At 73.9% G+C, this 25,316-nt stretch carries 19 protein-coding genes; 10 read left to right on the top strand and 9 right to left on the bottom strand.

Annotation, left to right across the window (positions count from 1 at the left end):
• The first annotated feature begins 389 nt into the window (after positions 1-389).
• Positions 390-1,970, top strand: coding sequence for a B12-binding domain-containing radical SAM protein (locus tag KF840_15995; GenBank protein ID MBX3026411.1), 1,581 nt, complete (start codon positions 390-392; stop codon positions 1,968-1,970).
• Positions 1,971-2,049: 79 nt separating this feature from the next.
• Positions 2,050-3,324 (top strand): glycosyltransferase family 9 protein, encoded by a 1,275-nt coding sequence (locus KF840_16000; protein ID MBX3026412.1) that lies wholly within the window; start codon positions 2,050-2,052, stop codon positions 3,322-3,324.
• A gap of 68 nt (positions 3,325-3,392) precedes the next feature.
• Here KF840_16000 and KF840_16005 read toward each other — a convergent pair whose 3' ends face one another.
• The gene (locus KF840_16005) at positions 3,393-4,262 is read right to left on the bottom strand and encodes a phytanoyl-CoA dioxygenase family protein (protein ID MBX3026413.1); all 870 of its coding nucleotides are present in this window, start codon (positions 4,260-4,262) and stop codon (positions 3,393-3,395) included.
• Positions 4,263-4,440: 178 nt separating this feature from the next.
• Here KF840_16005 and KF840_16010 point away from each other — a divergent pair, with 178 nt between their 5' ends.
• Positions 4,441-5,316, top strand: coding sequence for a hypothetical protein (locus KF840_16010; GenBank protein ID MBX3026414.1), 876 nt, complete (start codon positions 4,441-4,443; stop codon positions 5,314-5,316).
• Between the two features lie 33 nt (positions 5,317-5,349).
• Complete coding sequence (locus KF840_16015; protein MBX3026415.1) at positions 5,350-6,474, top strand: phytanoyl-CoA dioxygenase family protein; 1,125 nt, start codon at positions 5,350-5,352, stop codon at positions 6,472-6,474.
• A gap of 7 nt (positions 6,475-6,481) precedes the next feature.
• Here KF840_16015 and KF840_16020 read toward each other — a convergent pair whose 3' ends face one another.
• The 6 genes from KF840_16020 to KF840_16045 all read right to left on the bottom strand — a co-directional run bounded on the left by KF840_16020 (position 6,482) and on the right by KF840_16045 (position 14,355).
• On the bottom strand, positions 6,482-7,753 hold the full coding sequence (locus KF840_16020) for an aromatic ring-hydroxylating dioxygenase subunit alpha (protein MBX3026416.1): 1,272 nt from the start codon (positions 7,751-7,753) through the stop codon (positions 6,482-6,484).
• Between the two features lie 23 nt (positions 7,754-7,776).
• Entirely contained in the window at positions 7,777-8,526 is a 750-nt protein-coding gene (locus KF840_16025; GenBank protein ID MBX3026417.1) for a phytanoyl-CoA dioxygenase family protein, read from the bottom strand.
• Between the two features lie 115 nt (positions 8,527-8,641).
• On the bottom strand, positions 8,642-9,406 hold the full coding sequence (locus KF840_16030; protein MBX3026418.1) for a cupin-like domain-containing protein: 765 nt from the start codon (positions 9,404-9,406) through the stop codon (positions 8,642-8,644).
• Positions 9,407-9,439: 33 nt separating this feature from the next.
• The gene (locus KF840_16035) at positions 9,440-10,219 is read right to left on the bottom strand and encodes a cupin-like domain-containing protein (protein MBX3026419.1); all 780 of its coding nucleotides are present in this window, start codon (positions 10,217-10,219) and stop codon (positions 9,440-9,442) included.
• A 7-nt stretch (positions 10,220-10,226) separates the two neighbouring features.
• Entirely contained in the window at positions 10,227-12,569 is a 2,343-nt protein-coding gene (locus tag KF840_16040) for a radical SAM protein (GenBank protein ID MBX3026420.1), read from the bottom strand.
• Between the two features lie 127 nt (positions 12,570-12,696).
• Positions 12,697-14,355, bottom strand: a complete 1,659-nt coding sequence (locus KF840_16045) for a hypothetical protein (protein ID MBX3026421.1) — start codon at positions 14,353-14,355, stop codon at positions 12,697-12,699.
• 244 nt (positions 14,356-14,599) lie between these two features.
• Between KF840_16045 and KF840_16050 the strand changes: the two genes are divergently transcribed.
• A complete protein-coding gene (locus KF840_16050) occupies positions 14,600-16,411 on the top strand; it encodes a radical SAM protein (GenBank protein MBX3026422.1) in 1,812 nt (603 codons plus the stop codon).
• A 21-nt stretch (positions 16,412-16,432) separates the two neighbouring features.
• Here the strand turns inward: KF840_16050 and KF840_16055 are convergent, their stop codons facing one another.
• Positions 16,433-18,358, bottom strand: a complete 1,926-nt coding sequence (locus tag KF840_16055; protein ID MBX3026423.1) for a hypothetical protein — start codon at positions 18,356-18,358, stop codon at positions 16,433-16,435.
• A gap of 217 nt (positions 18,359-18,575) precedes the next feature.
• Positions 18,576-19,292 (bottom strand): hypothetical protein, encoded by a 717-nt coding sequence (locus KF840_16060; GenBank protein MBX3026424.1) that lies wholly within the window; start codon positions 19,290-19,292, stop codon positions 18,576-18,578.
• Positions 19,293-19,336: 44 nt separating this feature from the next.
• Here KF840_16060 and KF840_16065 point away from each other — a divergent pair, with 44 nt between their 5' ends.
• From KF840_16065 to rfbH, 5 genes are read left to right on the top strand one after another with little or no spacing between them, the layout of a single operon-like run.
• Positions 19,337-20,287: an NAD(P)-dependent oxidoreductase gene (locus tag KF840_16065; protein MBX3026425.1), complete on the top strand. Its 951-nt coding sequence runs from the start codon at positions 19,337-19,339 to the stop codon at positions 20,285-20,287.
• Positions 20,284-21,558: a class I SAM-dependent methyltransferase gene (locus KF840_16070; protein ID MBX3026426.1), complete on the top strand. Its 1,275-nt coding sequence runs from the start codon at positions 20,284-20,286 to the stop codon at positions 21,556-21,558. The genes KF840_16065 and KF840_16070 overlap by 4 nt, the downstream gene beginning before the upstream one ends.
• Positions 21,555-22,640 (top strand): NAD-dependent epimerase/dehydratase family protein, encoded by a 1,086-nt coding sequence (locus KF840_16075; protein ID MBX3026427.1) that lies wholly within the window; start codon positions 21,555-21,557, stop codon positions 22,638-22,640. Before KF840_16070 ends, KF840_16075 begins: the two co-directional genes overlap by 4 nt.
• On the top strand, positions 22,637-23,974 hold the full coding sequence (locus KF840_16080; GenBank protein MBX3026428.1) for a nucleotide sugar dehydrogenase: 1,338 nt from the start codon (positions 22,637-22,639) through the stop codon (positions 23,972-23,974). Before KF840_16075 ends, KF840_16080 begins: the two co-directional genes overlap by 4 nt.
• A gap of 3 nt (positions 23,975-23,977) precedes the next feature.
• Entirely contained in the window at positions 23,978-25,309 is a 1,332-nt protein-coding gene (gene rfbH / locus KF840_16085; GenBank protein MBX3026429.1) for a lipopolysaccharide biosynthesis protein RfbH, read from the top strand.
• Positions 25,310-25,316: the final 7 nt, after the last annotated feature.

Raw genomic sequence — 25,316 nt, forward strand, 5'->3', positions numbered from 1 at the left:
CAGGGGGCGACGCAGTCGGCAGGTCCCGGCGACGCGGCTCGTCGTCGCCGGGACCCGCTCGCCGGGAGCGCCGGCGCCGCGGCGCCCAAGCGGACGCCGCCGGCCGCGAATTCCGTTGACTCTCTCGGCGGGGCGATGGAATAGACCTCGTGTTGCTCGACTCGGCGTTTCGCCGACGCGGGCGGGGGCGCGTAGAGCGATGCGGTCGTATTCGGGAGTGCGGCACATCCCGTCGATTTTGCGAACGGGCGTCCAGCGCGACGCCCCACTCGCCGCGCTACGGCCCGCACAGCACGCGGCGGACGTGGACCGGGCACGGGCGTTGCCGACGGTCGGCGCCCCGGCGGCGACGGACCGGGTCGTGAGCTGACGCCGCCCTGGACCCCGCGATGAAGTGCACCCTGATCCGCTGCCCGCAGACCTTCCATACCTTCGTCTCGGCGGCGCCGGCCGTGCCGCCCCTCGGCCTGGCCTACGTGGCCGCGGCCCTGCAGCGCGCCGGGCACGCGGTGCGGATCGTCGATCCGACCGGCGAGGCGATCGACCGCTTCACCCCCATCGAGGGCTGGGCGCGCACCCTGCGCCGCGGCCTCTCTGACGACGAGATCCTCGAGCGCATCGCCGGCAGCGACGTCATCGGCTTCAGCCTGATGTTCTCGCAGGACTGGCTGGTCACGCGGGCGCTCATCGCCAAGGTGCGCGCCCGCTTCCCGGACAGCGTGCTGATCGCCGGCGGCGAGCACTTCACCGCCGAGCCGGTGGGCGCGCTCGCGGCGGCGCCGGGGCTCGACTACGTGCTGGTCGGCGAGGGCGACCGCTCCGCCTGCGAGCTGTTCGAACACCTCGAGGGCCGGCGGCCGCTGGAATCGGTCGCCGGGGTCTACTACCGCGAGCGCGGGCGCGCCGGCGGTCCGATCCGGCGCAGCGCCGGCATGGCCCGGGTGCGCGACGTCGACGCCCTGCCCTGGCCGGCCTGGGAGCTGGTGCCGCTGGAGAACTATCTCGCCGGCGGCCACGGCTGGGGCGTCGACCGCGGCCGCAACGTGCCGATGAACGCCACCCGCGGCTGTCCCTACCAGTGCACCTTCTGCTCCAGCCCGACCATGTGGACGACGCGCTGGGTGGCGCGCGATCCCGCCGACGTGGTGGCGGAGATCGGCCACTACGTCGCCACCTACCGGGCCACCAACTTCGACTTCCAGGACCTGACCGCGATCATCAGGAAGAGCTGGCTGATCGAGTTCTGCCAGCGCCTCCTGGCGGCCGACCTGCGGATCACCTGGCAGTTGCCGACCGGCACCCGCTCGGAGGCGCTCGACGCCGACGTGCTGCCGCTGCTGGTCGCCTCGGGATGCACCAACATCACCTACGCGCCGGAGAGCGGCAACCCGCGGACGCTGCAGCGGATCAAGAAGAAGGTGCGCCTCGACCGCATGCAGCGCTCGATGCGCGCCGCGGTGCGCGCCGGCTGCAACGTCAAAGCGAACTTCATCTTCGGCTTCCCCGGCGAGACCTACGGCGACCTGCTGCGCAGCTTCGGCTTTCTCGCCCGGCTCGCCGTGATCGGCGTGCACGACATCTCGATCGCGCCCTTCCGGCCCTACCCGGGCTCGGAGCTGTTCCGCGAGCTGCAGGCGACCGGCGTGCTGCCGAATCCGCTCGACGACGACTACTACCGCCGCCTGGCGAGCGCGGCGGAGAACATGCCCGGCACCTCGGCGGGAGCGGAGAGCTTCTCCGTCCACCTCTCCAGCGCCGGCCTGAACCGCGTCCGCGCCGCCGGGTTCGCCTGGTTCTTCCTGCTCTCCTGGCTGCTGCGCCCACAGCGCGTCCTGCGCCTGTGCCTCGCGGTGTGGACCGAGAAGCAGGAGTCGCGGCTCGACAAATCGCTGGTCGAGATGAAGCGCCGCGTCCAACGGCGCCTGAAGGGCGAGCAGTTCCCATCGCCGACCGCCGCGCACCCGTACTGAGCCCCGCCATGAGGCACCGCCGCGTGTTGTTGCCGGCGCGCGGCGGGTGCTAGATGGCGCGGCGCGCAGGACCGCGATCGTGACCAGCGAAGCCATCTGGCGGCTCGAACGCTACCTGGGCAGGCCGTTGTGCGGCCTGCTGACGCTGCACCGCCGGCTGACCGAGGGCGCGGCGGCGCGGCGCGCCGCCCGCGAGCCGCCGCGCCGCATCCTGCTGGTGAAGCTGATCGAGCAGGGCGCCACGGTGCTGGCCTACGACGCGATCCGCCGGGCGACGGCGCTGGTCGGACGCGAGAACCTCTACTTCTGCGTCCTCGCCGACAACCGCCCGATTCTCGACGCCATGGACGTGGTGCCGCCGGAGAACGTGCTGGTCATCCGCAACGAGGGCTTCCTCACCTTCGTGCGCGACGCCTGGCAGGCCATCCGCCGCGCCCGGCAGGCGGCGATCGACACCGTCGTCGACATGGAGTTCCTGTCGCGCGCCTCGGCCATCCTCGCCTACCTGATGGGCGCCCGCCGCCGCGTCGGCCTGCACCGCTTCAACGACGAAGCGTCCTACCGCGGCGACCTGATGACGCACCGGGTCGTCTACAACCCGTTCCTGCACACGGCGCAGACCTACAGCGCCCTGATCGCCGCGCTCGCCGCCGATCCCGACGATCTGCCGCTGCTCAAGCTCGCGATCGCGCCCGCCGCCGACCCGGCGCCCCGCTTCGTCCCGACGCCGGCCGACCGCGCGCGCCTGCAGGCGCTGCTCGACGCCGCCGCCGGCCATCCCGTGCGCCCGCCGCTCGTCCTGCTCAATCCCAACGCCGGCGACATGATCCCGCTGCGCCGCTGGCCGCTGGACCGTTTCGCCGAGCTGGCGCGCCGCATCGTCGCCGAGCACCCGACGGCGACCGTCGTGCTCACCGGCGCCGCGGTGGAGGAAGCCGCCGCCGCGGCGCTCTGCCGATCGATCGACTCGCCGCGCCTGGTCAACCTCGCCGGCCGCACGACGATGCGCGACGTGCTGACCCTCTACGCGCTCGCCGACGTCCTGGTGACCAACGACAGCGGTCCCGGGCACTTCGCGTCGATGACCGACATCGAGAACATCGTCCTCTTCGGCCCGGCGGCGCCGAGCCAGTTCGGCCCGGTGCGCGGGCAGGCGCGCGTGCTCTGGGCCGGGCTCGCGTGCAGCCCCTGCACCAACCCGTACAACCACCGCATCTCGCCCTGCACCAACAACCTCTGCATGCAGGCCATCGGCGTCGACGAGGTCCACGCCGCCGTCCGCGCCGCCCTGGCGGCGCGGGAGCAGCGCGCCGCCGCGCGGCCGGAATCGCTTGCCGCGTCACGCGCCGGCTGAGCGCGCGCGTCCGGGCGGAACCGGGAGCCTGCCTTGCCGTCCGCCTCGGCGCCGCCGCGCCGCCGGCGTCAGGACAACTCCGCCGCCAAGGCGCGGAATGCCGCGATCATGTCGTCGCGCGACAGGGCGTAGGTGTCCTCCGCATCGTCGATGCGACGACCGATCTGCGGGCGCAGGCGGTGGTCCCGATCGAAATGCTCCATGCGGTTGAAGTAATCGTCGGGCACCTCGTAGCGCTCGACCGTGCGCGGCTGTCCCGGCTTGCGGAAGTACACCGTCATCGGCGATTCCCGCGACATGAGCGTGCCGATCACCAACGGGCGCGGGGCCGTGCTCATGTTGGGTCCCGAGCCGTGCAGCAGCGCGTTGTAGTAGAAGATCGCATCGCCGGCGCGCAGCGGCACGGTGCGTACCAGCGGCTCGATCACTTCGTGCAGATCGTAGGTCTCGGCACGGTCGTCGAGATCGAGACTCCGCACCTTGGGCATGATGCGATGGCTGCCGGGAACGACCTGCAGGGCCCCGTTCTCGACGGTCGTGTCGATGATCGGCGCGATGATGTTGATCGACCAGAACCGGTCCTCGTCGACCATCGTGGGATCCTGGTGCTGCGGCAGGCGGGAGTCGGCCCCCACTTGTTTGACGCGAAACCCCGCGCCGACGAAGCGGTAGTCGTCCAGCACGGCATCCAGGCGCGGAGCGACGATGCGGGCCACCTCGGCGCAGACGTGCCGGCGCAGCTCGGGGCTGCCGACGCAGTTGGTGCCGGTCATTGCGATCTGGAAGTACGGATCCGTCGCCGGCATGCCGCTCAGCATCTCCTCGTAGACGGCCTGCAACTGCGGAATGTCGTCCGCCAGCAGGCGCGGCACCACCACGTACCCGGTGCGCTCGAAGGTCTCGCGCGCGGCGGAGTCTCTGAACTGCGGAACCTGCATACGCGACCTCGGCGGCTGTTATCCGACCGCCGTTCGTCCCCTGTCAAGATCGGGAACGGGGCCGCGCCGCGCGACGCCGCCCCCGCGCTCCGAAGGGAACTGGTCTTCAGCAGGCGTTCTGTTATCTACTCGCTCACTGACGACCCGCACACGGACCGATTCCGCCATCCCACCGCCCATGCAAAGCGACCCGACGAGCCCAGCGAGCTTCCCCGCGACCGGCATCAACGGCGTCGTGTATTACATCCTGCCCACGTCGCGCTTCAATCGGCGTTACGTGAGCCCCCGCGAACAGATCAACCTCAGCGACTACGCCCCGCGCGAGGTGTTCGTGCGCGACGCGCGGCCGCTGGGCATGGCGGCCTCCCTCGACCGCATCGGCTTCACCCTGCTGCCGCACGCGACGCGCACCGATTTCGCCGATCGCGAGCAGATCGACCGCCGGTATCTGCCCGAGATGGAGCAGCTCCTGCGCGAGGTCACCGGCGCGGACCGTGTGATCTCGTTCGCCTGGATGGCGCGCTGCTCGACGCCCTCCGACGACGAGGCGCATCCGCCGGCGAACGACGTGCACGTCGATTACACGCCGGCGTTCGCCGAGTGCATGGCGCGCCGCGCCCTGGCCTGGAACGGTCTGGCCGATCGGCCGTTCCGCCGCTTCGCCATCGTCAACGCCTGGCGCTCGTTCAGCGGCGCGCCGCAGGACTGGCCGCTCGGCCTGTGCGACGCGACGAGCGTCGCCGACGACGAGGGCGTGACCTACAACATCCTCAGCGTCGATCGCATTCCGGCCCCGGAGGAGATTCCGGAGGTGCTGCCCGGGGATCCCGAACGTCCGACCTTCCCCGAGATCTCCGCCTTCCAGTTCCGGCCCGAGCATCGCTGGTACTACTACGCCGACATGCGACCCGACGAGGTCCTGCTGTTCACCAACTACGACTCCCAGCGCCGCGGCGCCTGGCGGGTCCCGCACGCCGGCTTCCGCGACCCCACGTGCACGGCGACCTGGCCGCGACGGAGCATCGAGGTGCGCCTGCTCGCCTTCTTCTTGTGAGCGCCAGGACCGGCAGCTAGCGTGGCGCGCGCCATGCCCGATTCTTCCCGCGACTGGATCGACCCCATCGACCGCCACTTCCGCGCCAAGGGATGGGCGCGCGGCATTCCCGCCTTCGACGCCGAGACGCTGGGCCCGATCCGCGCCGAGATCGAGGCGCTGTGGGCCGAACGCCGCTCCGGCGCCCGTGACGGCTTCGCCACGCATCGACCCGAACTGCCGCGCCTGCACCGCCTGAGCCCCACCCTCGGCGCCTTCGTCCGTCACCCGGTGCTGATCGCCCTGGCGCAGCGGATCATCGGACCGAACGTCGACATGCTGTGGAACCAGGCGCACTGCAAGGGCCCGGGCGGCCACGCGCTCGGCCGCTATCCCTGGCACCAGGACGGCTTCTACGCCCCGGTGGAACCGACCGGCGGCTACTCCTGCTGGATCGCCCTGACGCCGACCACCGCCGAGAACGGCGCCATCGTCGGCGTGACGCGCGCGGACGATCGCCGCCTGCGGCCGCACACCTGGAACCCCGAGCTCGCCTACTACGTCTGCGAGGTCGCCGACGACGAGGCCGAGGTGCTCGAGATGGCGCTCGGCGAGTTCCTGCTGTTCGACAACCTGTGGCCGCACGCCAGCGGGCCGAACACCACCGGCGCGCCGCGCATCGGCTACAGCCTGTCGTACGCGCACACCGGCACCCGGCTGATCGCCACCGGCGAGACCTACGGCGACCGGGTGCCGATCGTCCGCGACGGCCGGGCAATCGACGACGTCATGGCGGAGCTGGCGCGCGACCCGGCGCGCCCCGGACCCGGCCGCCGCACGCTGGAGGAGCTCACCGGGCGCATGCCCGAGATCGCGGACCTCATCGAGGCGCGATTCGCCGCCTATCGCGACGCCCTGCTCGCCGGCGACGCGACGGGCGCCGAGCGGGCGCTGACCGAGCTCATCTGCAGCGCCCCCGACGAGGCGATCGTGCTCGGCGACCTGCTGCGCTCGCGCGGCGTGCCCGACGAGCTGCGGCGCGAGCTGCGCGATCTGGGGACGCGCGACCTGACGGCGCGCCGCCTCCTCCTCGGCCGCCTGCTCGAGCTCGATCCGGGCGACGAGGAGGCCCGGCGCGAGCTGGCGGCGCTGGAACGGGACGCCGGCGCGGAACGCTGACCGGCGCTCAGCGCGGCGGCGGCTCGCTCAGGTAGCGATCCAGCACCGCGTGGAAGTGGCGCACCAGGAATTCCTTCTCGCCGAGGATCACCTCGGAGAGGGCCCGCGACTGGAGCCCCTGCTGCACGCGCGCGAAGTTGTGCACGTCCTGATCCGGCACCGCGCCGAGCGACTCCTCGCCGGCCTTGAACTGGCGCAGCGGCGGACGCGGCGGCGCCGGTTGTCCCTTCGGGACGCGGATCGACATCTGCTGGTCGAAGTACGATCGGCCGGGATCGGTCGGATGCGGCCGCATGCGCCAGAAGACGTGGCTCAGGCCGGTGAAGGCGAACGACAGGTTGGGAAACACGAACAAGGCGAAGAAGTCGGTCAACTGCGGATCGGCGAGGCGCGAGAAGTCGAACTCCGCCGGCGCCCGCCCGCGCAGGTGCTGCGCGATCGCCGCCCGCACCCCGACCGCCGACCCCTGGTAGGCCGCCGGATCCAGCCCCGCTTCCTGCATGAGACCGCGCAGCATGTCGCTGATCGCCTCGCGGTCCTCGAGCAGCGGGCTGGGAATCCCGAACGGCGCCGAGCCGATGTTGTGGTCGCCGAGGATCTCCAATTGAATCTGCGACTCGTCGTAGATCGGGCGCAACTGCTCGTGCAGGTGCGACACGTGGTAGCCCTCGTTGGCGTTGTCGACCGCCACCTTCCAGTTGCACGCCACCTCGGCGCTCTGGTCGGAGATGAGGCGGCAGGCGTCGAGATCGTAGGCGAGCAGGCGCTCGGCCATCGGCCCGAGGAATTCGCGCAGCGATGGCCTGCCGCCGCCGAAGTGGACCCAGACGTAGGTCGCGAGCTCCTCGCACGCCACCGGAACGAGGTGGCACTGCTCGAATCGACCCGCGAGCTGCGGGAACAGGTCGGGCTCCGGCAGGCGCTCGAGACGGCCGTCGCGCCCGTACTCCCAGTGGTGATAGGCACAGCGGAAGCGCTGCACCGTGCCCGATCCGGGATCGCGCAGCCGCCGGCCGCGGTGCACGCAGATGTTGTGGAAGGCGCGCACGCTGCCGTCGTCCTGACGCACGCACAGCACCGACTCGGGGCCGAATTCGTAGGTGAAGTAATCGCCCGGGTTCTGCAGGTCGGTGGCGCGACCGGCGACGTGCCAGACCCGCGGCCACAGCCGCTCGAGCTCGAGGCGATGGTAGGCCGGGGAGACGTAGCGCTCGGTCGAGAGGTTCCCGGACCCGAGCCGCGCCTGCAGTCCGCCGTCGACGATGATCGGCCGCGTCATTGCCGGCTCGCCCGCCGCCGCCGTCAGACCAGCGCGCCGCCGCGCAGCAGCGGTCGCTGATCGCCGAACAGCTCGCCGGTTTCGAGCAGACGCACGCCGGGGACGTTGAAGGTGATGAGGAACGCCTCCCGCATCTCGGCGCTCAGGTTCGGCGGGCTGCCGTGCGGGGTCATCAGGCGGTAGACGACCATCGCGCCGGGCCGCAGCGTGCCCGGCACCACCTCCAGGCCGTCGACCGAGCACGACCACCATTCCAGGCGCGGATCCCAGGTGTGCGGCAACGCCGTGCCGTGGGTGCCGGCGGCGAACAGCAGCGTGCCGTTCTCCGGCGACAGCGGCCCGAGGGCCAGGAAGCAGGAGAAGCCGGTGTCCAGCCGATCGATCTCGGCGAACTTGCTGTCCTGGTGGAAGGGAAACTCGGTCTGGGCATCGACGTCGGGCAGCTTCAGGCAGCCCTGGCTCCAGGTCTGGTCGACATCCGGCCCGACGATCGCCCTGGCCAGCGCCTGGAACACCGGGTGGCGCTGGAAGCGCGCCACGGCGTCGCTGCGCTTCTGCGGCGCCGGCAGGAACGGCCGCAACCGCTGCCGGGCGCGCTGCCCGGGATTGCTCTCGGGGATCTCCTCGATCGACTCGCGGTAGTAGCGCAGGCAGTCCTGGCGCACCGGCTCGAGCTCGTCGGCGGTGAACAGGACGTCGGTGAAGAAGAATCCCCGCTCGTCGAGCTCGCGCCGCTGCCGATCGCTGATCAGCCCGCTGTCGTCTACCCGCATGATGCGTTCCCCGATCCTGGCGCCGCCATCCGCCCCCGTCCCGCCGACGCCGGGAAGCCGACGATAGTCGCCGCCGCGGCGAGGCGCAACGACGAACGCCGCGCGCCGCCGGCGCTCACAATCGCAGCCCGCGCAGCCGCATGTAGAGCTCGGCCAGGCGCGCCACCGCGACCTTGGGGCCGCGCACCCACCACAGGTTGATGCCGATCGACGTCGTCAGCGAGCGCGCCTGGTGCCACCACAGGCTGGGGATGTAGAGCAGGTCGCCGGGCTCGAGCTCGGCCGCCCACAGCGGCGCCTCGGCGAAGCGCGGGAAGCGCGCCAGATCCGGCGCTTCGGCGTCCACCGGGCTGTAGTTGGGCACCCCGGAGTAGAACGGGTGGCGGTACACGAGACCGGTCAGCCGCCGTTCGAGCAGCAGGAAGCGCTTGCGGCCGCGGATCTGCGCGAACAGGTTCTCGGGCAGATCGCGGTGCAGCGGCCCCTTGGTGTCGGGCGCGCCGAGCCAGAAGCGCGAGCGCGCCCACGGCGCGTTCGCCGCGTACACCGGATGCCGGATGTCGGCGAACAGCTCCGGCAGCAGCTCGCGCACCCGCACCGACAGGTAGAGGTCGTGCGGCCGCTCGTCGGCGAGCAGGGCGCAGTAGTCGGCGAAGCGGATGCGCTCGTAGTGGAGCCCGCCGCCGACGTCGTAGTGCGAGCGGCCCTTCTCCCGGATCACCGGCAGCTCGCGATCGCCGAGCTGGCGCGCGAAGTATTCAAGCGACCACTTGGCCATCGCCGGCCAGTCGGCGATGGCGCCGCGCAGGATCACCGGCCGCGAGCGGCGGACGAATTCCGCCTCGAACTCCGCCGCCGAGGGCGGCGCGATGCGGGGCACTGCCGTGAGCGCGCGCACGCCGCCCGCCGCCCCTCAGCGATTGACCCGCCGCAGCCGCTTGAACAGATCGGCCGCCAGCACCAGCGGCAGGCGCCCCCCGCGCGCCCACCAGAAGTTGGTCGAGAAGCTGTCGGCGACCGTGCGCACGTGGTGCCAGGCGCCGCGCGGAATGTAGATCGCGTCCCCCGGCGCCAGCTCCGCCTGCCGCGGCTGCGCCTCGCGGAAGCGCGGAAAGCGCGCCAGGTCCGGCGCCTCGATGTCGACCCGGCAGCCGTTGGGCACGCCGGAGAACAGACTGTTCGGATACAGGCATCCGCTGTCGCGGGCATCGAAGAGCGTGAAGCGCTTCGCGCCCAGGAGCTGGACGTGGAAATTGTCGGCGGCGTCGCGGTGGGTCATCGTCACCGTGCCGGCGGGCGAGATCCACAGCTTGTGCGACAGCCACGGCGCGCCGGCGCAGTAGATCGGCGTGGAGACGCGCTCGCGCCACGCCGGCGGCAGCTCGTCGGCGCGCGCCATCATGTACAGCGACGGGACGCCGCCGCCGCCGAGCTGCTGCAGCAGCTCGCGCAGCGGGCGCGGCTCTGTGCCGACGCCGTGCCGCGGATCGGCGACCACGGTGCCGCCGCGGGTGACGATCGCCGGCACCGTCAGCTCGCGGAACTCCGCCGCCAGCGCCGCGAACGACCAGCGCCGCAGCTCCGCCTCCGGCACCAGCCCGCGCACCACCACCGGACGGCGCGTCCGCCGGTACTCGCGCTCGAAGCGCGCCGGCGCCAGCGGTTCGACGCGCGGGATGTCGACGGCGCGCATCGCGGCCTCACACCGGCATCCGGTCGAAGCCGCGCATGCCGCTCGGCAGCGGCGCGGCGGTGAGGCGGACGTCGGCGGCGCGGCAGGCGGCGGCCAGCCCGTCCAACGCCGCCGCGGCGGCGTCGATGGCGCCGAGGCCGAGCCCGTCGAGCGGCACCTCGACCCGGATGCCGCCGACGCCGTGCGCGCGCGCCAGCGCCGCCAGCTCCGGCAGCGTGGCGAGCGCCGCCCCGTACAACGGCGCCCGCAGCTCGACCCGCACCCCGGCGCGCACCAGGTTGGCGATGCCGCGCAGCGCCTGCGCGTGCGCGCCGTCGACGCGGGCGATCGCGTCCGCCGCCGCGGCGCCGGCGGCGAACAGCTTCACCGACGCGTCCGACAATCCCGCCTCGACCGCTTCGCGGGTGAAACGCGGGTAGGCGAAGCGGCGACCGTTGCTGGTGACGCCGACCCGCCGCCCGTCGGCGCCGCGCGCGCGCCGCACCAGCGCCGCGAAGTCGGGATGCAGCGTCGGCTCGCGCCCCGCCAGCATCACCGGCAGGTCGGCGGCGCGCGCCGCGTCGACGCGGGCCTGCAGCGCCGCCGCGTCGTCGGCCAGGAAGCGGTCGCGATTCTCGCAGCCGGGACAGCCGTTGTTGCAGGCGCCGGCGAAGAAGACCGCCGCCGCCCGCGCGCCGCAGGAGCCGTGCAACAGCGCCTCGACCCGCGTCGCCAGCCCGTCCAGGGCCGCCGCGAGCCAACCGGTGGCCGCCTCCGGGGTCGGCGCCGCCGCGGCGTCGATCGGCGCCAGCCAGCGGGCGACGGCGAGCAACTGGCTGATCTCGGTCTGATCGCCGAGCGCGCGGCGCAGGTGGCGGCACAGCTCGTAGGCGACGGCGGCGCGCGCATCGGCGAAGCGCCAGGCGATGTCGACGCTGTAGCCCTTGCCGCGCGCCGTGTCCGCCACCGCCGCGGCCTCCCAGGCGTCGGCCGCCAACCCCTGCGCGGTCGCCAGGGCGTAGATCGGCAGGCGCGGGTAGAGGCGCAGACGATTGCGGGTGATGTCGTGGAAGAAGTCCGACAGCCCGTGGGCGCGCAGCGCCTCGCCCGACGCCAGCAGGCGCGCCGGCGTCGTCCAGGGATGGAAGAGGATCAGGCTGTGACCGCGCTCGCGCGTGTAGCCGAAGTGCGCCGGGTGGGCGTGCACCAGCTCGCGCACCAGCGCGGCGGCGGCGAGCAGCACGGTATGGTCGACGCCCTTGTTGAAGAGCTCGAGATCGTCGTCCGAGAACGACTCGAAGCCGACCAGGTAGAGCTCGAGCCGCGTCCCGGTGCGCGCCGCGATGGCGATGCTGCGCGCCAGCGCCTCGCGGTGCTCGACCAGCCAGTCGGCGCGCGTCTCCAGCAGCCAGGTGAGATCGCGCAGGCCGCGCCGCTCCGCCTCCTCCAGCAACAGCGGCAGATAGCGCAGCGGGTGCTGATCGGTGAGCACGAAGGCGTGCGGCGCCGGCAGGTGCGCGGCGAGATAGGCGGCCTGGCGGAGCACCGACTCGACGGTGTCGGCGTCGGAGCGCTTGTCGTAGTCGCCGCCCATGGTGCAGAAGGCGCAGCCCTTGCGCAGCACCTCGCCGCCGCGCGGCAGCGGCAGGTCGCGGTACGGCGCGGCCTGGCTGACGTCGCGGCTGTAGGGGCAGCCGCCGTTGCCGAACACCGCGTACGGGGCGGCGCGCACCGCCGCGGCATCGCCGGCGGCGATCACCTCGACGTCGAGCACCGGGCGGTAGTCGAGGCGCGGGCCGCCGGCAGCCTCCACCAGCGAGCGCGACGCCGGCTCCGGCAGGCCGTCGCGCACCGCCGACAGGCCGGGGATGTCGACCTCGGCCGGCGGCGCCAGACCGGTCGCCAGCCACATGGCGAAGGCGCGCCGCACCTCGTCACCCATCTCGCCGCCCGGCCGGCGGCGTTCGTAGGGGCGGTAGGCGATGGCGGCATCGCCGGGCGCGACGCTCGCCATGCCCTCGGGCGGCGGCAGGAGCAGCATGCGGCGGTCCGGGCCGCCCGCCTTCCATGCCGCGAACGCGGCCGTGTCGAGCACGCGATCGGCGACCACCAGGTCGATCGCCTCGTCGACCAGCCAGCGCGTCACCCGCGCCGAGACCTCGGCGTCGCGGACGCGGTCGCCGCCGTCGTAGTAGACGCGCAGCATCCGCGACTCATGCCCGAGGGCGCGCGCGTCGCTGCACAACAGGCCGAGCAGCACGTCGGAGAAGTAGCCGCCATCGCGGCTGCCGAAGCTGCTCACCATGGCGATGCGCAGCGGACGCCCGGCCCGCGGCTCGCCCTGCTCCGCGGTGACCGCGCGCGCCGTCATCGGCCTCGCCCCGGGCTCGTCACGGCGGTCATCTTGAAGGCGCCGTCGTGGTTGTTCAAGGCCGCAGCGGCGGCGCCGGCCGCCGCCCCGGAGCGTGCCGGCGGCGCGACCGCGGCGGCGTCGCGCGTCACCCGCCGGGCACCGATTCGAGCCGGTGGAAGCGGATCGGCACCGCCGCCGCCGAGTAGAAGAGGAAGGGCGGATCGTCGGCGGGATCGACGATGACGGCCGGCGGACCGATGGCGGTCTCGTCGCCCACGAACGGCCGGCATTCCGGACGCGGCCCATCCGGCGGCCGCAGGGGCGAGCGCTGGCGCCCGAAGATCACCCGGTCCCAGCGAATCGCGCGCGCCGCGTCCTGGCTCGGCGCGTGTTTGCCGCCGGTGAGATCCTCGAACGTATAGGTCCAGCACTCGATGTCCTCGAGGACGAACCACGGCGGCGGGCTGCTCGCCAGATGCGCCAGCGGCGCCACCTGCACCCGCTTGCCGGACCGCCGCAGCAGTCCGGCGTAGCGCGCATAGCCCGACAGCGCCCCGTCGGCGGTGGGCAGCTTGACCAGCGTCAGCTCCGGCGGCAGCGCCGGCGCCGCGGCTTCGACGGCGAGGTACTCCCGGTGCGCCGGCGAGAGGGAGCGCAACATGCCCCACGCGGAGAAGAACGGCGGCAGCGCGAACAGGATGGCGGCGGCGGCGATGCCCACCCGGGCCCGCCGCGCCGGCGCCACCCAGCGCTCGAGGAACGCCGCGCCGGCCATGGCGACCAGCACCATGGCGAGGGCGATGGCGGAGAGGCGCTGCGCCAGCTCGACGCCCGGCGACGGCATGCCGCACGGATAGGTGACGACGAAGTTGATGGCGAAGACCAGCGCCATCGCGCGCGGCAGGCCGCGCGTCAGGCACGCCCAGAGCAGCGCCGCGACGGTGAGGATCGGCAGCGGACCGAAGCGCCCGACGTCGAACAGCGCGTGGCCGCCGAGCATCTCGGGCAGCAGCACCGGCTGGGAGAGGATGGCGGCCATGTTGCCGAGGACGCTCTCCGCGCCCTGGCCGGCGAGCACGCGGGCGGCGAGCACCGCCGCCGCCGCCACGCCGGCGGCCCAGAAGCGCGCGTCGCCGAGCAGGCCGCGGCCGCCGCGCGCCAGGCCGAGCAGGAAGGCGCAGGGGGCGAATACGTAGAAGGTCTGGCGGGTGTGCGCCAGCAGCGACAGGGCGAGCACCGCCGCGACCAGCGGCGCCGTCCGCCGGGTCGCCGCGAACACGTCCATGACGATGAACGCCAGCAGGCCGAGGCCGAGCGCGATGGTGTGCATGTCCTCCGACGCCGCGACCCGCATGAGGGCCGGATGGGTGCCGGTGACGGCCACCGCGAGCAGCGCGCCGTAGGGCGAGCCGGACAGGCGGTAGGCGAGCAGCGCCAGCAGCGCGACGTCGAGCGCGCCGACGATCTGCATGGCGCGGAACACCGCGTCGAGGTCGTGGCCGAGCAGGCGGGTCAGTCCGCCGAGCGCCCAGAAACCGTACTGGCCGTAGGTCTGGCCGCGGTTCGTGCAGGGATCGGGGAACTGCAGGACGCAGTCGACCAGCATCGGCGCGACGACGTCGGCGTGCACCAGCGTCGGCCGCACCGCGACCCCGCGCGCCACCACCGCGATCGCGAACAGCAGCGCCGCGGCGCGCACCGCCGGATGGCGGAGGAGGTCGGGAGCGGGGCGGCGCCAGCTCGCCAGGAGGGCGGCGACCAGCGCCACGGTCGCGCCGGCGGAGACGATCATGGGCGGGGGCATGCTGGACGGGTTCGGGCTGTCGGCCGGCGCGCCCCGCCGCCCGCCGCGCCGCGGGCCCCGGCGACCGTCGCCGCGGACCGCCAGGCCCCTCGGGGACGTCGCCGCGGCGCGCGGTCGAGCCGGACTTCGTGGTCGCCTACCGAGTTGCGATAGCCTATAACCAACGCCACAAGCCAGCGCAGACGGCGGGCACCGCGGCGGGTCTGGAACGGGGACATCCGCGGCTCCGCCCGCTCGCCCGCCCATGCACGTTCAGCGCGTCATCACCAACGAGACCTGCAACCAGAACTGCTGGTTCTGCAACGCGCGACGGCCGGCCGAGCGTCCCGATTTCATCAGCCCCGCCGCCGTGCGGCGGCGGATCGCGGCGGCGCGGGGACCGCAGACGCGCGAGATCGTGCTCACCGGCGGCGAGCCGGCCATGCGCAGCGACCTGGCGGCGTTGGTGCGCCACGCCGCCGAGGGAAGCGGCCGGGTCGTGCTGGAGACCAACGCGACCCTGATCGACCCGGCGGGCGCCGCCGCCCTGGCCGGCGCCGGCCTCGCCGCGGCGCGCGTGCAACTGGTGGCGTGGGGCGACGAGGCGGATGCCATCACCCGCGAGCCGGGCGGCTTCGCGGCGGCGCTGCGCGGCATCCGCGCCCTCGCCGATGCCGGCGTCGGCGTCGAGGTGACGACGCCGATCGTCCGCCGCACGCTGGCGCACGCCGCCGCGATCCCCAGTCGGATCGTCGCCGAGGGCCTGCCGGTCGCCGGGCTGATCCTGATCGCGCCGCTGCAGGCGCCGCTCGCCGACGAGTGCGCGCCGCTGGCCGAGGTGGCCGGCGCCATCACCGCCGTCGCCGACGAAGCGCGTCGCGTCGCGCTCCCCCTGCGCCTCGATCCCACCACCTACGTCGCGCCCTGCGTCTTCGAACGGCCGGAGCGCGTCGCGCACCTGTTCGCGCTCAACCGCGGCAACGCGACGCGCGCCGAGTACGGACGCGTGGCGGCGTGCGCCGAGTGCCTGGTCAACGACCGCTGCCCCGGCCTGCCGCGGGCGGCGGCCGAACCGGCGGTCCTGCATCCGGTGCGCGAGCAACGGCTGCGCCGCCGGCTCACCGTGGTCTCGACGGTGGAGGAGCAGGTGGCGCGCGAGCTGGTCAGCCGCGACGAGTTTCGCGGCGGCGACGCGCCGGCGGTCGAGTACACGGTGCGGGTGAACTTCCACTGCAACCAGGCCTGCGAGTTCTGCTTCGTGTCGACGCACCTGCCGCCGGCGCGCGAGGCGGCGGTGCGCGAGGCGATCGAGACGGCGGCGCGCGAGGGCGCGGTGGTCATCCTCTCGGGCGGCGAGCCGACGCTGAACCCGCGCCTGCCCGACTACGTGCGCCTGGCCAAGGGCGGGGGCGCGCGCTCGGTCGAGCTGCAGAGCAACGCCACCCGGCTCGGCGAGTCGGACCTCGCCGCGACGCTGGCCGAGGCCGGGCTGGACGGCGCCATGATCTCCCTGCACGGCGCGACGGCCGCGATCTCGGACGCGGTCACCGGCGCCCCCGGCACCTTCGCGGCGACCCTGCGCGGCGTCGATGCGCTCGTGCAGACCACCGTCCGCGTCCGCCTCAACTTCGTCTTCTGCCAGGCCAACCGCGACGACTTCCCGAACGTCGTCGAGCTGGTGGCGCGGCGCTGGCCGACGGCGGGGATCGTCTTCTCGTTCGTCGGCTCGCACACCGACGTGGTGCCGCGGACGACGGCGCTGATCCCGCGCTTCTCCGACGTCATGCCGTCGCTGGTCGCCGGGCTGGCGCGCGCCCGCGCCGCCGGGGTGGCGGTCAGCGGCTTCGAGTCGATGTGCGGCCTGCCGCTCTGCGTCATCCCGGCGAGCCAGCGCGCCGCCGTTTCGGCGCTGGCGCTGCCGGAGCACGCCGGCGGCGGCGAGTTCGTCCGCGGCGAGGCCTGCGCGAGCTGCGCCGAGGCGCGCCGCTGCTTCGGCGTGCGCCGCGGCTACGCCGAGCTCTACGGCACCGGCGAGCTGCGGGCGCTGTCCGACGCCCCCGAGGCGGACGGGCGCTGAGCGGCGCCGCCGGCGCGCGCCTCACTTCGCCGCCAGATCGACGGCGCCGCTGACGGCGAGGAACGGCTCGGGATCGAAATTCTGCCCCAGCCGGACCTCGACCCGTGCCACCGGCGGCGAGCCGGGCGGCAGGTCCACGTAGGCGTCATAGGTCCGCGACTCCTTCGCCGGCACCGTGGTGTCGCCGTGGACGCGCAGGGTGTGCTGGTCGACGAAGCGGAAGAGCACCGGGCTCGGCTGCTCCCCCTCCTTCCACTCCGCGGTCGGCTGCGGCCCCTCGGCGATCAGCGCGCCGGCGGCGTCGAACGCCGCGACGCGTAGGAACGCGTACCGCTGCACGGTTTCCATGCCGGGGAAGCCGTGGCCGACGCCGACGTTGGTCAGCGTCACCCGCGCCCGCACCCGATCGCCGTCGATCCGCGCCGCGTCGAGCTCCAGACGCAGCGCCCGGCGCGCCAGCTCGCGCTGCCGCGCCGCCGCGTCGTGGTCGTCGAACAGCACGTTGGCGGCGGCATTGCCGCCGAGGAAGAGGTGCGAGCGCCGCTGCCCGCGCACCGGCCCCCAGGGCACCAACCGTCCCGGCTCGCGCACCGGGCGCCCGGTGGCCTCCCGCACCATGTGGCAGTCCTGGCACTCGACCCGCTGACTCGCATCCGGCGAGTTGTACGGGCTCGCCTCCCAGTCGGGGTACGTCTTGTGCGGCGTCTCGGGCGCGTCGAAGGACACCCCGTGGCAGCCCTGGCAGGCCTGCGAGGTGTCGAGGAACGGCGAGTGGTAGTCGCGGCGGTGCATCGCCGGCCGCCAGCGGATCAGGTAGTCGCCGACGAGGCGGGCGATCGGGTTGGCCGCGTTCTGGCCGATGTAGCGCCGCACCGTCTCGGGGGCGGAGACGTAGAACGGCGGCCACTGGAACATCTCCGGCGAGATCGCGTCGCTGAGCGGCACCTCGCCGCGTTGGGCGCGGGCGATGAAATCGCGCACCTTCTGGTCCGCCTCCGGATGCGCGTCGTTGATGCCGCGCAGCGTGTGGCAGAAGCTGCAGGTGACGCCGTCGCTGGTCGGCACGCCCGCCTGCAGCGGCGAGCCCGCGTCCTCGCCGAAGAAGCTGGTCGGCGCGTGGCACATCGGGCACTGGTCGGGAATGGGCGGCAACTGGTGCAGGAACGGCGAGCCGGGCGCTTCGCGCGCCGCCTTGCCGACCAGCACCAGGTCGACGCCCTGGCTGTCGGTGCGGTGCTCGAGATCGCTGCGGAACACCGGCATGTCCATGGCGTGCCCGTGCGTCGAGCGGCGCCACTCGTGGTAGTTCTCGACGTGGCAGGAGCCGCACCAGGCCGCCTCGTCGTAGAGGCTGACCGGTCGCACGTCGTAGGTGAACGGCGGCGACGCCGGCTCCAGCAGGTCGCGCGGGATGACGAGGCGCGCCCCCACCAACAGCGCGCACGAGAGGGCGATGGCGCCGATCACCGCCAGCCCGAGACGCCAACGGCGCTCGATCAACAGGTGCAGCGCGACCATCGCCGCCACCGCCGCGCCCAGCACCGCGTGACCGTCCGCCACCGCCATGCCCTGGCTGCTCCAGATGGCCGGGATGCCGGAGGCGAAGGCGAGCAGCACCGTTCCCACCAGGGCCCAGCGCACCACGCCCGCCGGCGCCGAGGGGCGGGCGTAGCGACGGAAGCGCCGGATGTGGCGCAGGCTCCAGACGACGGCGAGCGGCAGGACGACCAGGCTGAGCGCGACGTGCGCCAGCACCGCCAACTGCGAGGTCGTGAAGGCGACGTGGTCGGGGACGATCAGCAGCCAGCCGCCGAGCGCGATCTGCGGCGCCAGCACGGCCAGGACGGCCAGCGCCTCGAAGCCGCCGAAGCGCGGCCGTGACTCGTCCCGCGCCAGCGGGGAAACCCGCCGGCGCTCGTCGCCGTGATCGCCGTGCGGGATGCCCACCACCCGAAAGATAGTCGGAGCGGATTTCTTGGAGCAACCGCAATGCGCATGGGTCTGCCCCGCCGCCGCCGCGATGCGATGCGGGGGGGCCGCGCTCCCGCGCGGCCGTGCGACGCTGGTGCATGGCGACCGGCGCCGAAGACGCTTGGATTGCCGCGCCCTGCGGCGGCCGCGCGGGAGCGCGGCCCTCCACGCTTCCTGAGCCCGCCGGGGGGCGTCAGAATGTCGCGAAGTCGATGGTCAGCGCGTCGACGCCGGGGACGGGGGCGCCGCCGCGCGCGCCGTCGGCGGCGATGCGCATCTCGCCCAGCAGCGCCGTCCGCAGGGCCGCCGCCGCGGCGGCATCGACGGCCTCGGCGGCGGCGAACACGCCGGCCGCGTAGGCCGATGCCGCGGCGCAGTCGTAGCGGCACGGGTAGAAGGTCACCAGCCGCGCCCGGCGATCCGGCGAGAGATCGTTCAGGCGGCCGAGGAACTGGCGCGAGGCCCGCGCCGCGTGCTCGGCGGCGACGAAGTCCTCGTGGCCGTAGCTGCCGTCCGGACGGCTGGTGATGCCGCGGCGCAGCCGGGCGCAGAACTCCGCCACGCAGCAGGCGGGAAACCCGAGCAGGGCGCCGAAGCGGGTGTGCAGATCCACCTCCCGGTCGCGGTCGAGCCCCTGATTGTCGGGCGGCAGCAGCGGCGCCTCGGCCGCCGCCATGGCGCGGGCGTAGTCCGCGTCCCGCGCCAGGTAGAGGATCGCGACCGGCGGGCGGCCGGGAAACTCGACGCGATCCGGCCCGCGGGCGATGGCGAGACCGTGCCGGCGCGCCCGGGTTTCGACCTCGCCGGCCCGGTCGGCGGCGATCGAGACGCGGTTCCCGGGCTTCAGGCCGGCCTGCATGGCGATCCACTCGACGTCGAGGACGCCGGCCGAGGGGGTTGCGCGGTTCATGAGATTCGCGTCAAAGCTGGCTGGTCTCTCTACACCGAAGCGCAATGGTTGGTGAAGCGGAACAGCGGCTGCGGCTGCTCGTCACCGGCGCGTCCGGATTCGTCGGTTCGCAGGTGGTCCGGGCGGCGCTCGCCAGCGGCCACCAGGTCATCGCGCTGGTGCGATCGCGCGCCGGCGCGGCGCGTCTCGCCGGCCTGTCGGGCGACCTCCGCCTGGTCGAGGCGGACCTCGCCGATGCGGCGGCGATGCGCCGCGCCGCACGCGAGGCGGCAGCCGACGCGGCCCTGCACCTCGCCTGGTCGATCGGCCCCGACTATCGCGACACCCCGGCCAACCTGGCCTGCGTCCAGGGCTCGCTCGCCCTGCTCGAGGGCCTGCTCGACGGCGCCTGCCAGCGCATCGTCTTCGCCGGCTCGCACCTCGAGCTGGCGGCGAGCGCGGGCGACATGGACGAGACGCTCGCCGTCGCCCCGCGCAGCCTCTACGCGGTGTGCAAGGACGCCCTGCACCGCATCGCCGACACCTACGCCGCCGCCCGCGGCGCCTCGTTCGCGTGGGCGCGGCTGTTCAATCTCTACGGACCGGGGCAGCCCGACTGGGCCCTGGTGCCGTCGATCATCGCGCCGTTGCTCGCCGGCCGCCCCTGCGCCGTCGCCCGCGGCGCCCAGGTGCGGGCCTTCCTGCACGTCCGCGACGTCGCCGACGCCCTGCTCGCCCTGGCGCGGTCGCCGCTCGGCGGCACCGTCCACGTCGGCACCGAGACCGGCATCAGCGTCCGCGCCCTCGCCCTGCGCATCGGCGAGCGCCTGGGCCGCGCCGACCTGCTCGCCTTCCCCGAGCCCGAGGCGCTGGGGGCCGAGCCGCCGCGGATCGTGCCCTGCACCGCCCGTCTCGCCGCGACGGTCGGCTTCCGGCCCCGGATCGACCTCGACGACGGCCTGGCCGACACTATCGAGTGGTGGCGCGCGCACCGCCCGTCTATGGTTGACGCGTGAACGCCGCCGCGGAGCTCGGGGCCGACCGCTGTCGCGCCTGCCTGGGCGGGCGGATGATCGACTTCCTCGATCTCGGCCTGCAGCCGATCGCCAACCGCTACGTCGCCGCCGACGAGCGCGACCAGCCGGAGCCGGCGTTCCCGCTGCGCGCCCACGTCTGCCTCGACTGCGCCCTGATCCAGGTGCCGAACCGCGTGCCGGCGGAGTTCTTCCGCCACTACCTGTACACGCCGGCGGCGGCCGACGGCCTGCGCCGGCATTTCGCCGCGCTCGCCGATCGGCTGGTCGACGGGGCGCGGCTGCCGGCCGACGGCTACCTGGTCGACATCGGCTGCAACGAGGGCGTGCTGCTGGCCGCGTGCGCGGCGCGCGGGCTGCGCGTGCTCGGCATCGACCCGGCGCGCAACCTCATCGCGCGGGCGCGCGCCGCCGGGCTCGAGGTCGTCGGCGAGTATTTCGACGGCGCGCTGGCGCGGGCGCTGCGGGCGCGGCGCGGTCCCGCCGCGGCGATCACCACCACCAACACCTTCAACCACATCGACGACCTGCACGGCTTCGTGGGCGGCGTGCGCGAGCTGCTCGCCGCCGACGGCGTGTTCATCGTCGAGGTGCCGCACGCCGCCGACCTGATCGCGCACAACGAGTTCGACACCATCTACCACGAGCACCTCTCGGAATTCAGCGTGCGCGCGATCGTCGAGCTGTACCGCGCCTGCGGTCTGCAGGTGTTCGACGTCGAGGCGCTGCCCGTCCACGGCGGCTCGCTGCGCGTCTGGGGACAGCACGCCGCCGGCCCGCGGCCGACGACCGCCGCCGTGGCGCGGGCGCTGGCGGACGAGGAGCGCCGCGGTCTGTTCGCGGCCGCCACCTACGCCGCCTTCCGCCAGCGCGTGGAGGCGCTGCGCGAGGCGCTGCGGGAGCGGATCGCGTCGGTGCGGGCGGACGGCGGGCGGGTCGCCGCCTACGGCGCGCCGGCCAAGGGCATGACCCTGCTCGCCTACTGCGGGCTCGGCGCCACCGACATCGCGTACGTGGCCGATCGCAACCCCCTCAAGCAGGGCCGCTTCACGCCTGGCACGGGAATCCCCATCGTGCCGGCGGAGCGCATCGCCGACGATCCGCCCGACGTGCTGCTGGTGCTCGCCTGGAACTTTCTCGACGAGATCCTGGCGCAGCAGGCGGCGTTCCGCCGCCGCGGCGGCCGCTTCCTGGTCCCCATTCCGACCCCGCGCTTCGTCGAGCCGCCGCCGCTGGAGCGGGCGCGCGCATGACCGCCGGGCTCGACGTCATCGGCGAGGATGTGCGCGAGATCGCCGCCCGCGCCGAGGAGGACCTGCGCCGGATGGACGGCAAGCGGGTGCTGATCACCGGCGGCGCCGGGTTCCTGATGGCGTATCTCGTCGACGTCCTGGCGGCGCGCGCCGACGCGGCGGGCGGGCGCGCCGCGCCGCGCGTCGTCGTGATCGACAACTTCACCACCGCGCGCCGCGTCCGCCTCGCCCATCTCGCGGCGCATCCGCACGTCGAGCTGCGCGAGGGCGACGTGTCGACGCTGGAGCTGGCGGAGCCCTTCGACTTCATCGTGCACGGCGCCTCGATCGCCTCGCCGGTGGCCTACCGGCGGCTGCCGCTGCGCACCCTCGAGGTCAACGTGCTCGGCACCTGGACGCTGCTGCGGACGCTGCGCCAGCCGCTCGACGCCTTCATCCTGCTCAGCACCAGCGAGGTCTACGGCGATCCCGACCCGGCGCACGTGCCGACGCCGGAGACCTACCCCGGCCGGGTCTCGGCGACCGGCCCGCGCGCCTGCTACGACGAGTCGAAGCGGGTCGCCGAGACGCTGGCGGTGACCTACCACCGCGCGCACGGCACGCCGACGCGCATCGTCCGCCCGTTCAACGTCTACGGGCCGGGGCTGTGGCACGACGACGGCCGCGTCGTGCCCAGCCTGCTCGACGCGGCGCGGCGCGGCGAGGACCTCGTGCTCCATTCCGACGGCACGCCGCGCCGCAGCTTCTGCTACGTGACCGATTTCATCGTCTCGCTGTTGCGGGTGATGACCCGCGGCGCCGACGGCGAGGCGTACAACGTCGGCGACGACCGCGAGGAGATCTCGATGCGCGAGCTGGCCGAGCGGATCCGCGCCGTCACCGGCACCACCGGCCGCGTCCGCCTGCGCCCGAGCAGCGATCCGGACTACCTGACCGACGCGCCGCGGCGGCGCTGTCCCGATCTGGCGAAGCTGCGCGCGCTCGGCGGTTCGATGCCGCGCGTGGCGTTGGAGGACGGGCTGGCGCGCTACGCGCGCTGGCTGGCCGCCTGTCCACCGTCGCCGGCGAGCGAGGAGGCATGAAGGTCGCCGTCATCGGCGCCGGCCGGGTCGGCGTGATCAGCGCGCTGGTGCTGGTCGAGCTCGGCCACGAGCTGACGCTGGTCGACGTCGATTCCGACCGCGTCGCCCGGCTGCGGGCGGGTGCCATGCCGTTCTTCGAGCCCGGCGCCGACGCGGCCCTGCGGGCCGCCGCGCGCAGCGGCCGCTGGATGGTGACCGGGCGCGAGGAGGACACGGCCGACGCCGACGTCGTCCTGATCGCCGTGCCGACGCCCTCCGGCGCCGACGGCCACTACGACCTGGCGGCGCTGCAAGCGGCGGTGAACGGCCTGCGCCGCGTCGCCGCGCGCGCCGGCGCCGCCCTGCGCTGGCGCGCGATCTTCCTGCGCAGCACCGTGCTGCCCGGCACCACCCAGCGCCTGCTCGCCGACGCCCCCTGCCCGGTCGGCTTCCTGCCCGAGTTCCTGCGCGAGGGCAGCGCCCTGAGCGACGCCCGGCAGCCGGATCGCATCGTCGTCGGCGCCGACGACCCCGCCGCCGCGGCGCTGGCGCGGGCGCTGTTCGCGGGACTGGCGACCACCTTCTTCGATACCGGCATCCGCACCGCCGAGCTGATCAAGACCGCCAACAACGCGCTGCTCAGCACCTGCGTCTCGTTCGCCAACGAGCTGACGCGGCTGGCGGCGCGCATCGAGGGCGTCGAGGCGATGGACGTCTTCGATGCCCTGCACCTCGACCGCCGGCTGAGCGCCCCGTCGCGGGCGGGCATCGCGGACTACCTGCTCCCCGGCCCCGGCTTCGGCGGCAGTTGTCTGGCGAAGGATCTCGCCGCGCTCACCGCCTTCGCCCGCGGCGAGCAGCTCGCGACGCCGATGCTCGACGCGGCCCTGCACATCAACCGGAGCCAACCCGCGTGGTTCGTCGCCCGCATCGACCGGGCGCTCGGTGGTCTCAGCGGCCGCTCCGTCCTGGTGCTCGGGCTCGCCTTCAAGCCGGAGACGGACGACATGCGCGATTCGATCGCGCTGCCCATCCTGCGCGAGCTGGCGGCGCGCGGCGCCGCGGTGCGCGCCCACGACCCGGCGGTGGACGACGGGGCGAGCCGGGCGCGGCTCGCCGAGCTCGGGGTCGCGGACCTGGTCGACGGCGCGTTCGAGGCGGCGTTCGACGCCGCCGACGCGGTGGTCCTGGTGACGCCGTGGCCGCGCTACCTGGAGGCGCTGCCGGCGCTGCTCGCCCGGCGGGCGACGCCGCTGCTGTTCGCGGACGCGCGCGGGGCGCTCCGCGCCGCGACGCGGGCGCCGTCGGTGACCTATCTCGGGGTCGGGACGCACCTTCCCGAGCCGGAGGCGTAGCCGATGACCACCCCGCGCTCCCGCAGCGCCGTCCTGCGCGACGAGATCATCGAGCGCGTCCGCGCCCTCTACGCGCTCGAGCACGCCCCCGCCCCGTTCGTCCCCGGCGAGACCCACATCCCGTACTCCGGCCGGGTCTTCGACGGCTCCGAGATCGAGACGCTGGTGCGCAGCGCGCTCGACGCCTGGATCACCGCCGGCCCCTACGCGGCGGAATTCGAACGCGCGTTGGCCGCCTACACCGGGGCGCGCGGCGCGGTGTTCGTCAACTCGGGCTCCTCGGCCAACCTGCTGGCGCTCGCGGCGTGCACGTCGCCCAGGCTCGAGCGGCCGCTGCGGCCGGGCGACGAGGTGATCACGCCGGCGGCGGGCTTCCCCACCACCGTCAACCCGATCGCCCAGCTCGGCTGCGTTCCGGTGTTCGTCGACGTCGAGCTCGGCACCTACAACCCCGACCCCGAACGCATCGCGCGCGCCATCGGCCCGCGCACCCGCGCCATCATGACGGCGCACATGCTGGGCAATCCCTTCGACGCCGTGGCCTACAGGGCGCTCGCCGACCGGCACGGCCTCTTCCTGATCGAGGACACCTGCGACGGGCTCGGCGCGACCCTCGACGGACGCATGGCGGGGACGTTCGGCGACTTCGGCACGCTCTCGTTCTACCCGGCGCACCAGATGACCACCGGCGAGGGCGGCGCCGTGCTGTGCCACGACCCGGCGCGCCAGCGGATCGTCGAGTCGTTCCGCGACTGGGGCCGCGACTGCTGGTGCGAACCGGGCAAGGACGACACCTGCGGCAAGCGCTTCGCCTGGCAGCTCGGGCGGCTGCCGGCGGGGTACGATCACAAGTACATCTACAGCCACCTCGGCTACAATCTGAAAGCGACCGACCTGCAGGCGGCGATCGGGCTGGCGCAGTTGCGGCGCGTGCCGTCGTTCGTGGCGCGGCGGCGGCGCAACTTCGACGGCCTGCTGGCGGCGCTGGAACCGTTCGCCGACGTGCTCGTGCTGCCGCGCCACGAGTCGCGCGCCGCTCCGAGCTGGTTCGCCTTCCCGATCACCGTCCGTCCCGAGGCGCCGTTCACCAAGAACGACTTCGTCGCCTTCCTCGAGGGGCGCCGCATCGCCACCCGCTCGCTCTTCGCCGGCAACCTGCTGCACCAGCCGGCCTGGGACGATCGGCCGCACCGGGTGGCCGGATCGCTCGCCAACAGCGACGTCATCGCCACCGCGACCTTCCTCATCGGCGTCTATCCGGGCATCGACGACGAGCGCCTCGCCTACATGCAGCAGGCGCTGCGCGAGTTCCTCGGCGGGCGCCGCCGCGGCTGATCCCCGG

The sequence above is a fragment of the bacterium genome, from assembly GCA_019637795.1.
Taxonomy (GTDB): Bacteria; Desulfobacterota; Binatia; order HRBIN30; family CADEER01; genus JAHBUY01.

Excerpts from the sequence above, each read along its gene's own strand:
- KF840_16005 (MBX3026413.1), bottom strand. The coding sequence starts at position 4,262 with ATGCAGGTTCCGCAGTTCAGAGACTCCGCCGCGCGCGAGACCTTCGAG.
- KF840_16035 (MBX3026419.1), bottom strand. The coding sequence starts at position 10,219 with ATGCGCGCCGTCGACATCCCGCGCGTCGAACCGCTGGCGCCGGCGCGC.
- KF840_16080 (MBX3026428.1), top strand. The coding sequence starts at position 22,637 with ATGAAGGTCGCCGTCATCGGCGCCGGCCGGGTCGGCGTGATCAGCGCG.
- KF840_16050 (MBX3026422.1), top strand. The coding sequence starts at position 14,600 with ATGCACGTTCAGCGCGTCATCACCAACGAGACCTGCAACCAGAACTGC.
- KF840_16010 (MBX3026414.1), top strand. The coding sequence starts at position 4,441 with ATGCAAAGCGACCCGACGAGCCCAGCGAGCTTCCCCGCGACCGGCATC.
- KF840_16025 (MBX3026417.1), bottom strand. The coding sequence starts at position 8,526 with ATGCGGGTAGACGACAGCGGGCTGATCAGCGATCGGCAGCGGCGCGAG.
- rfbH (MBX3026429.1), top strand. The coding sequence starts at position 23,978 with ATGACCACCCCGCGCTCCCGCAGCGCCGTCCTGCGCGACGAGATCATC.
- KF840_16045 (MBX3026421.1), bottom strand. The coding sequence starts at position 14,355 with ATGCCCCCGCCCATGATCGTCTCCGCCGGCGCGACCGTGGCGCTGGTC.
- KF840_16075 (MBX3026427.1), top strand. The coding sequence starts at position 21,555 with ATGACCGCCGGGCTCGACGTCATCGGCGAGGATGTGCGCGAGATCGCC.
- KF840_16060 (MBX3026424.1), bottom strand. The coding sequence starts at position 19,292 with ATGAACCGCGCAACCCCCTCGGCCGGCGTCCTCGACGTCGAGTGGATC.
- KF840_16020 (MBX3026416.1), bottom strand. The coding sequence starts at position 7,753 with ATGACGCGGCCGATCATCGTCGACGGCGGACTGCAGGCGCGGCTCGGG.
- KF840_16040 (MBX3026420.1), bottom strand. The coding sequence starts at position 12,569 with ATGACGGCGCGCGCGGTCACCGCGGAGCAGGGCGAGCCGCGGGCCGGG.
- KF840_16015 (MBX3026415.1), top strand. The coding sequence starts at position 5,350 with ATGCCCGATTCTTCCCGCGACTGGATCGACCCCATCGACCGCCACTTC.
- KF840_16065 (MBX3026425.1), top strand. The coding sequence starts at position 19,337 with ATGGTTGGTGAAGCGGAACAGCGGCTGCGGCTGCTCGTCACCGGCGCG.
- KF840_15995 (MBX3026411.1), top strand. The coding sequence starts at position 390 with ATGAAGTGCACCCTGATCCGCTGCCCGCAGACCTTCCATACCTTCGTC.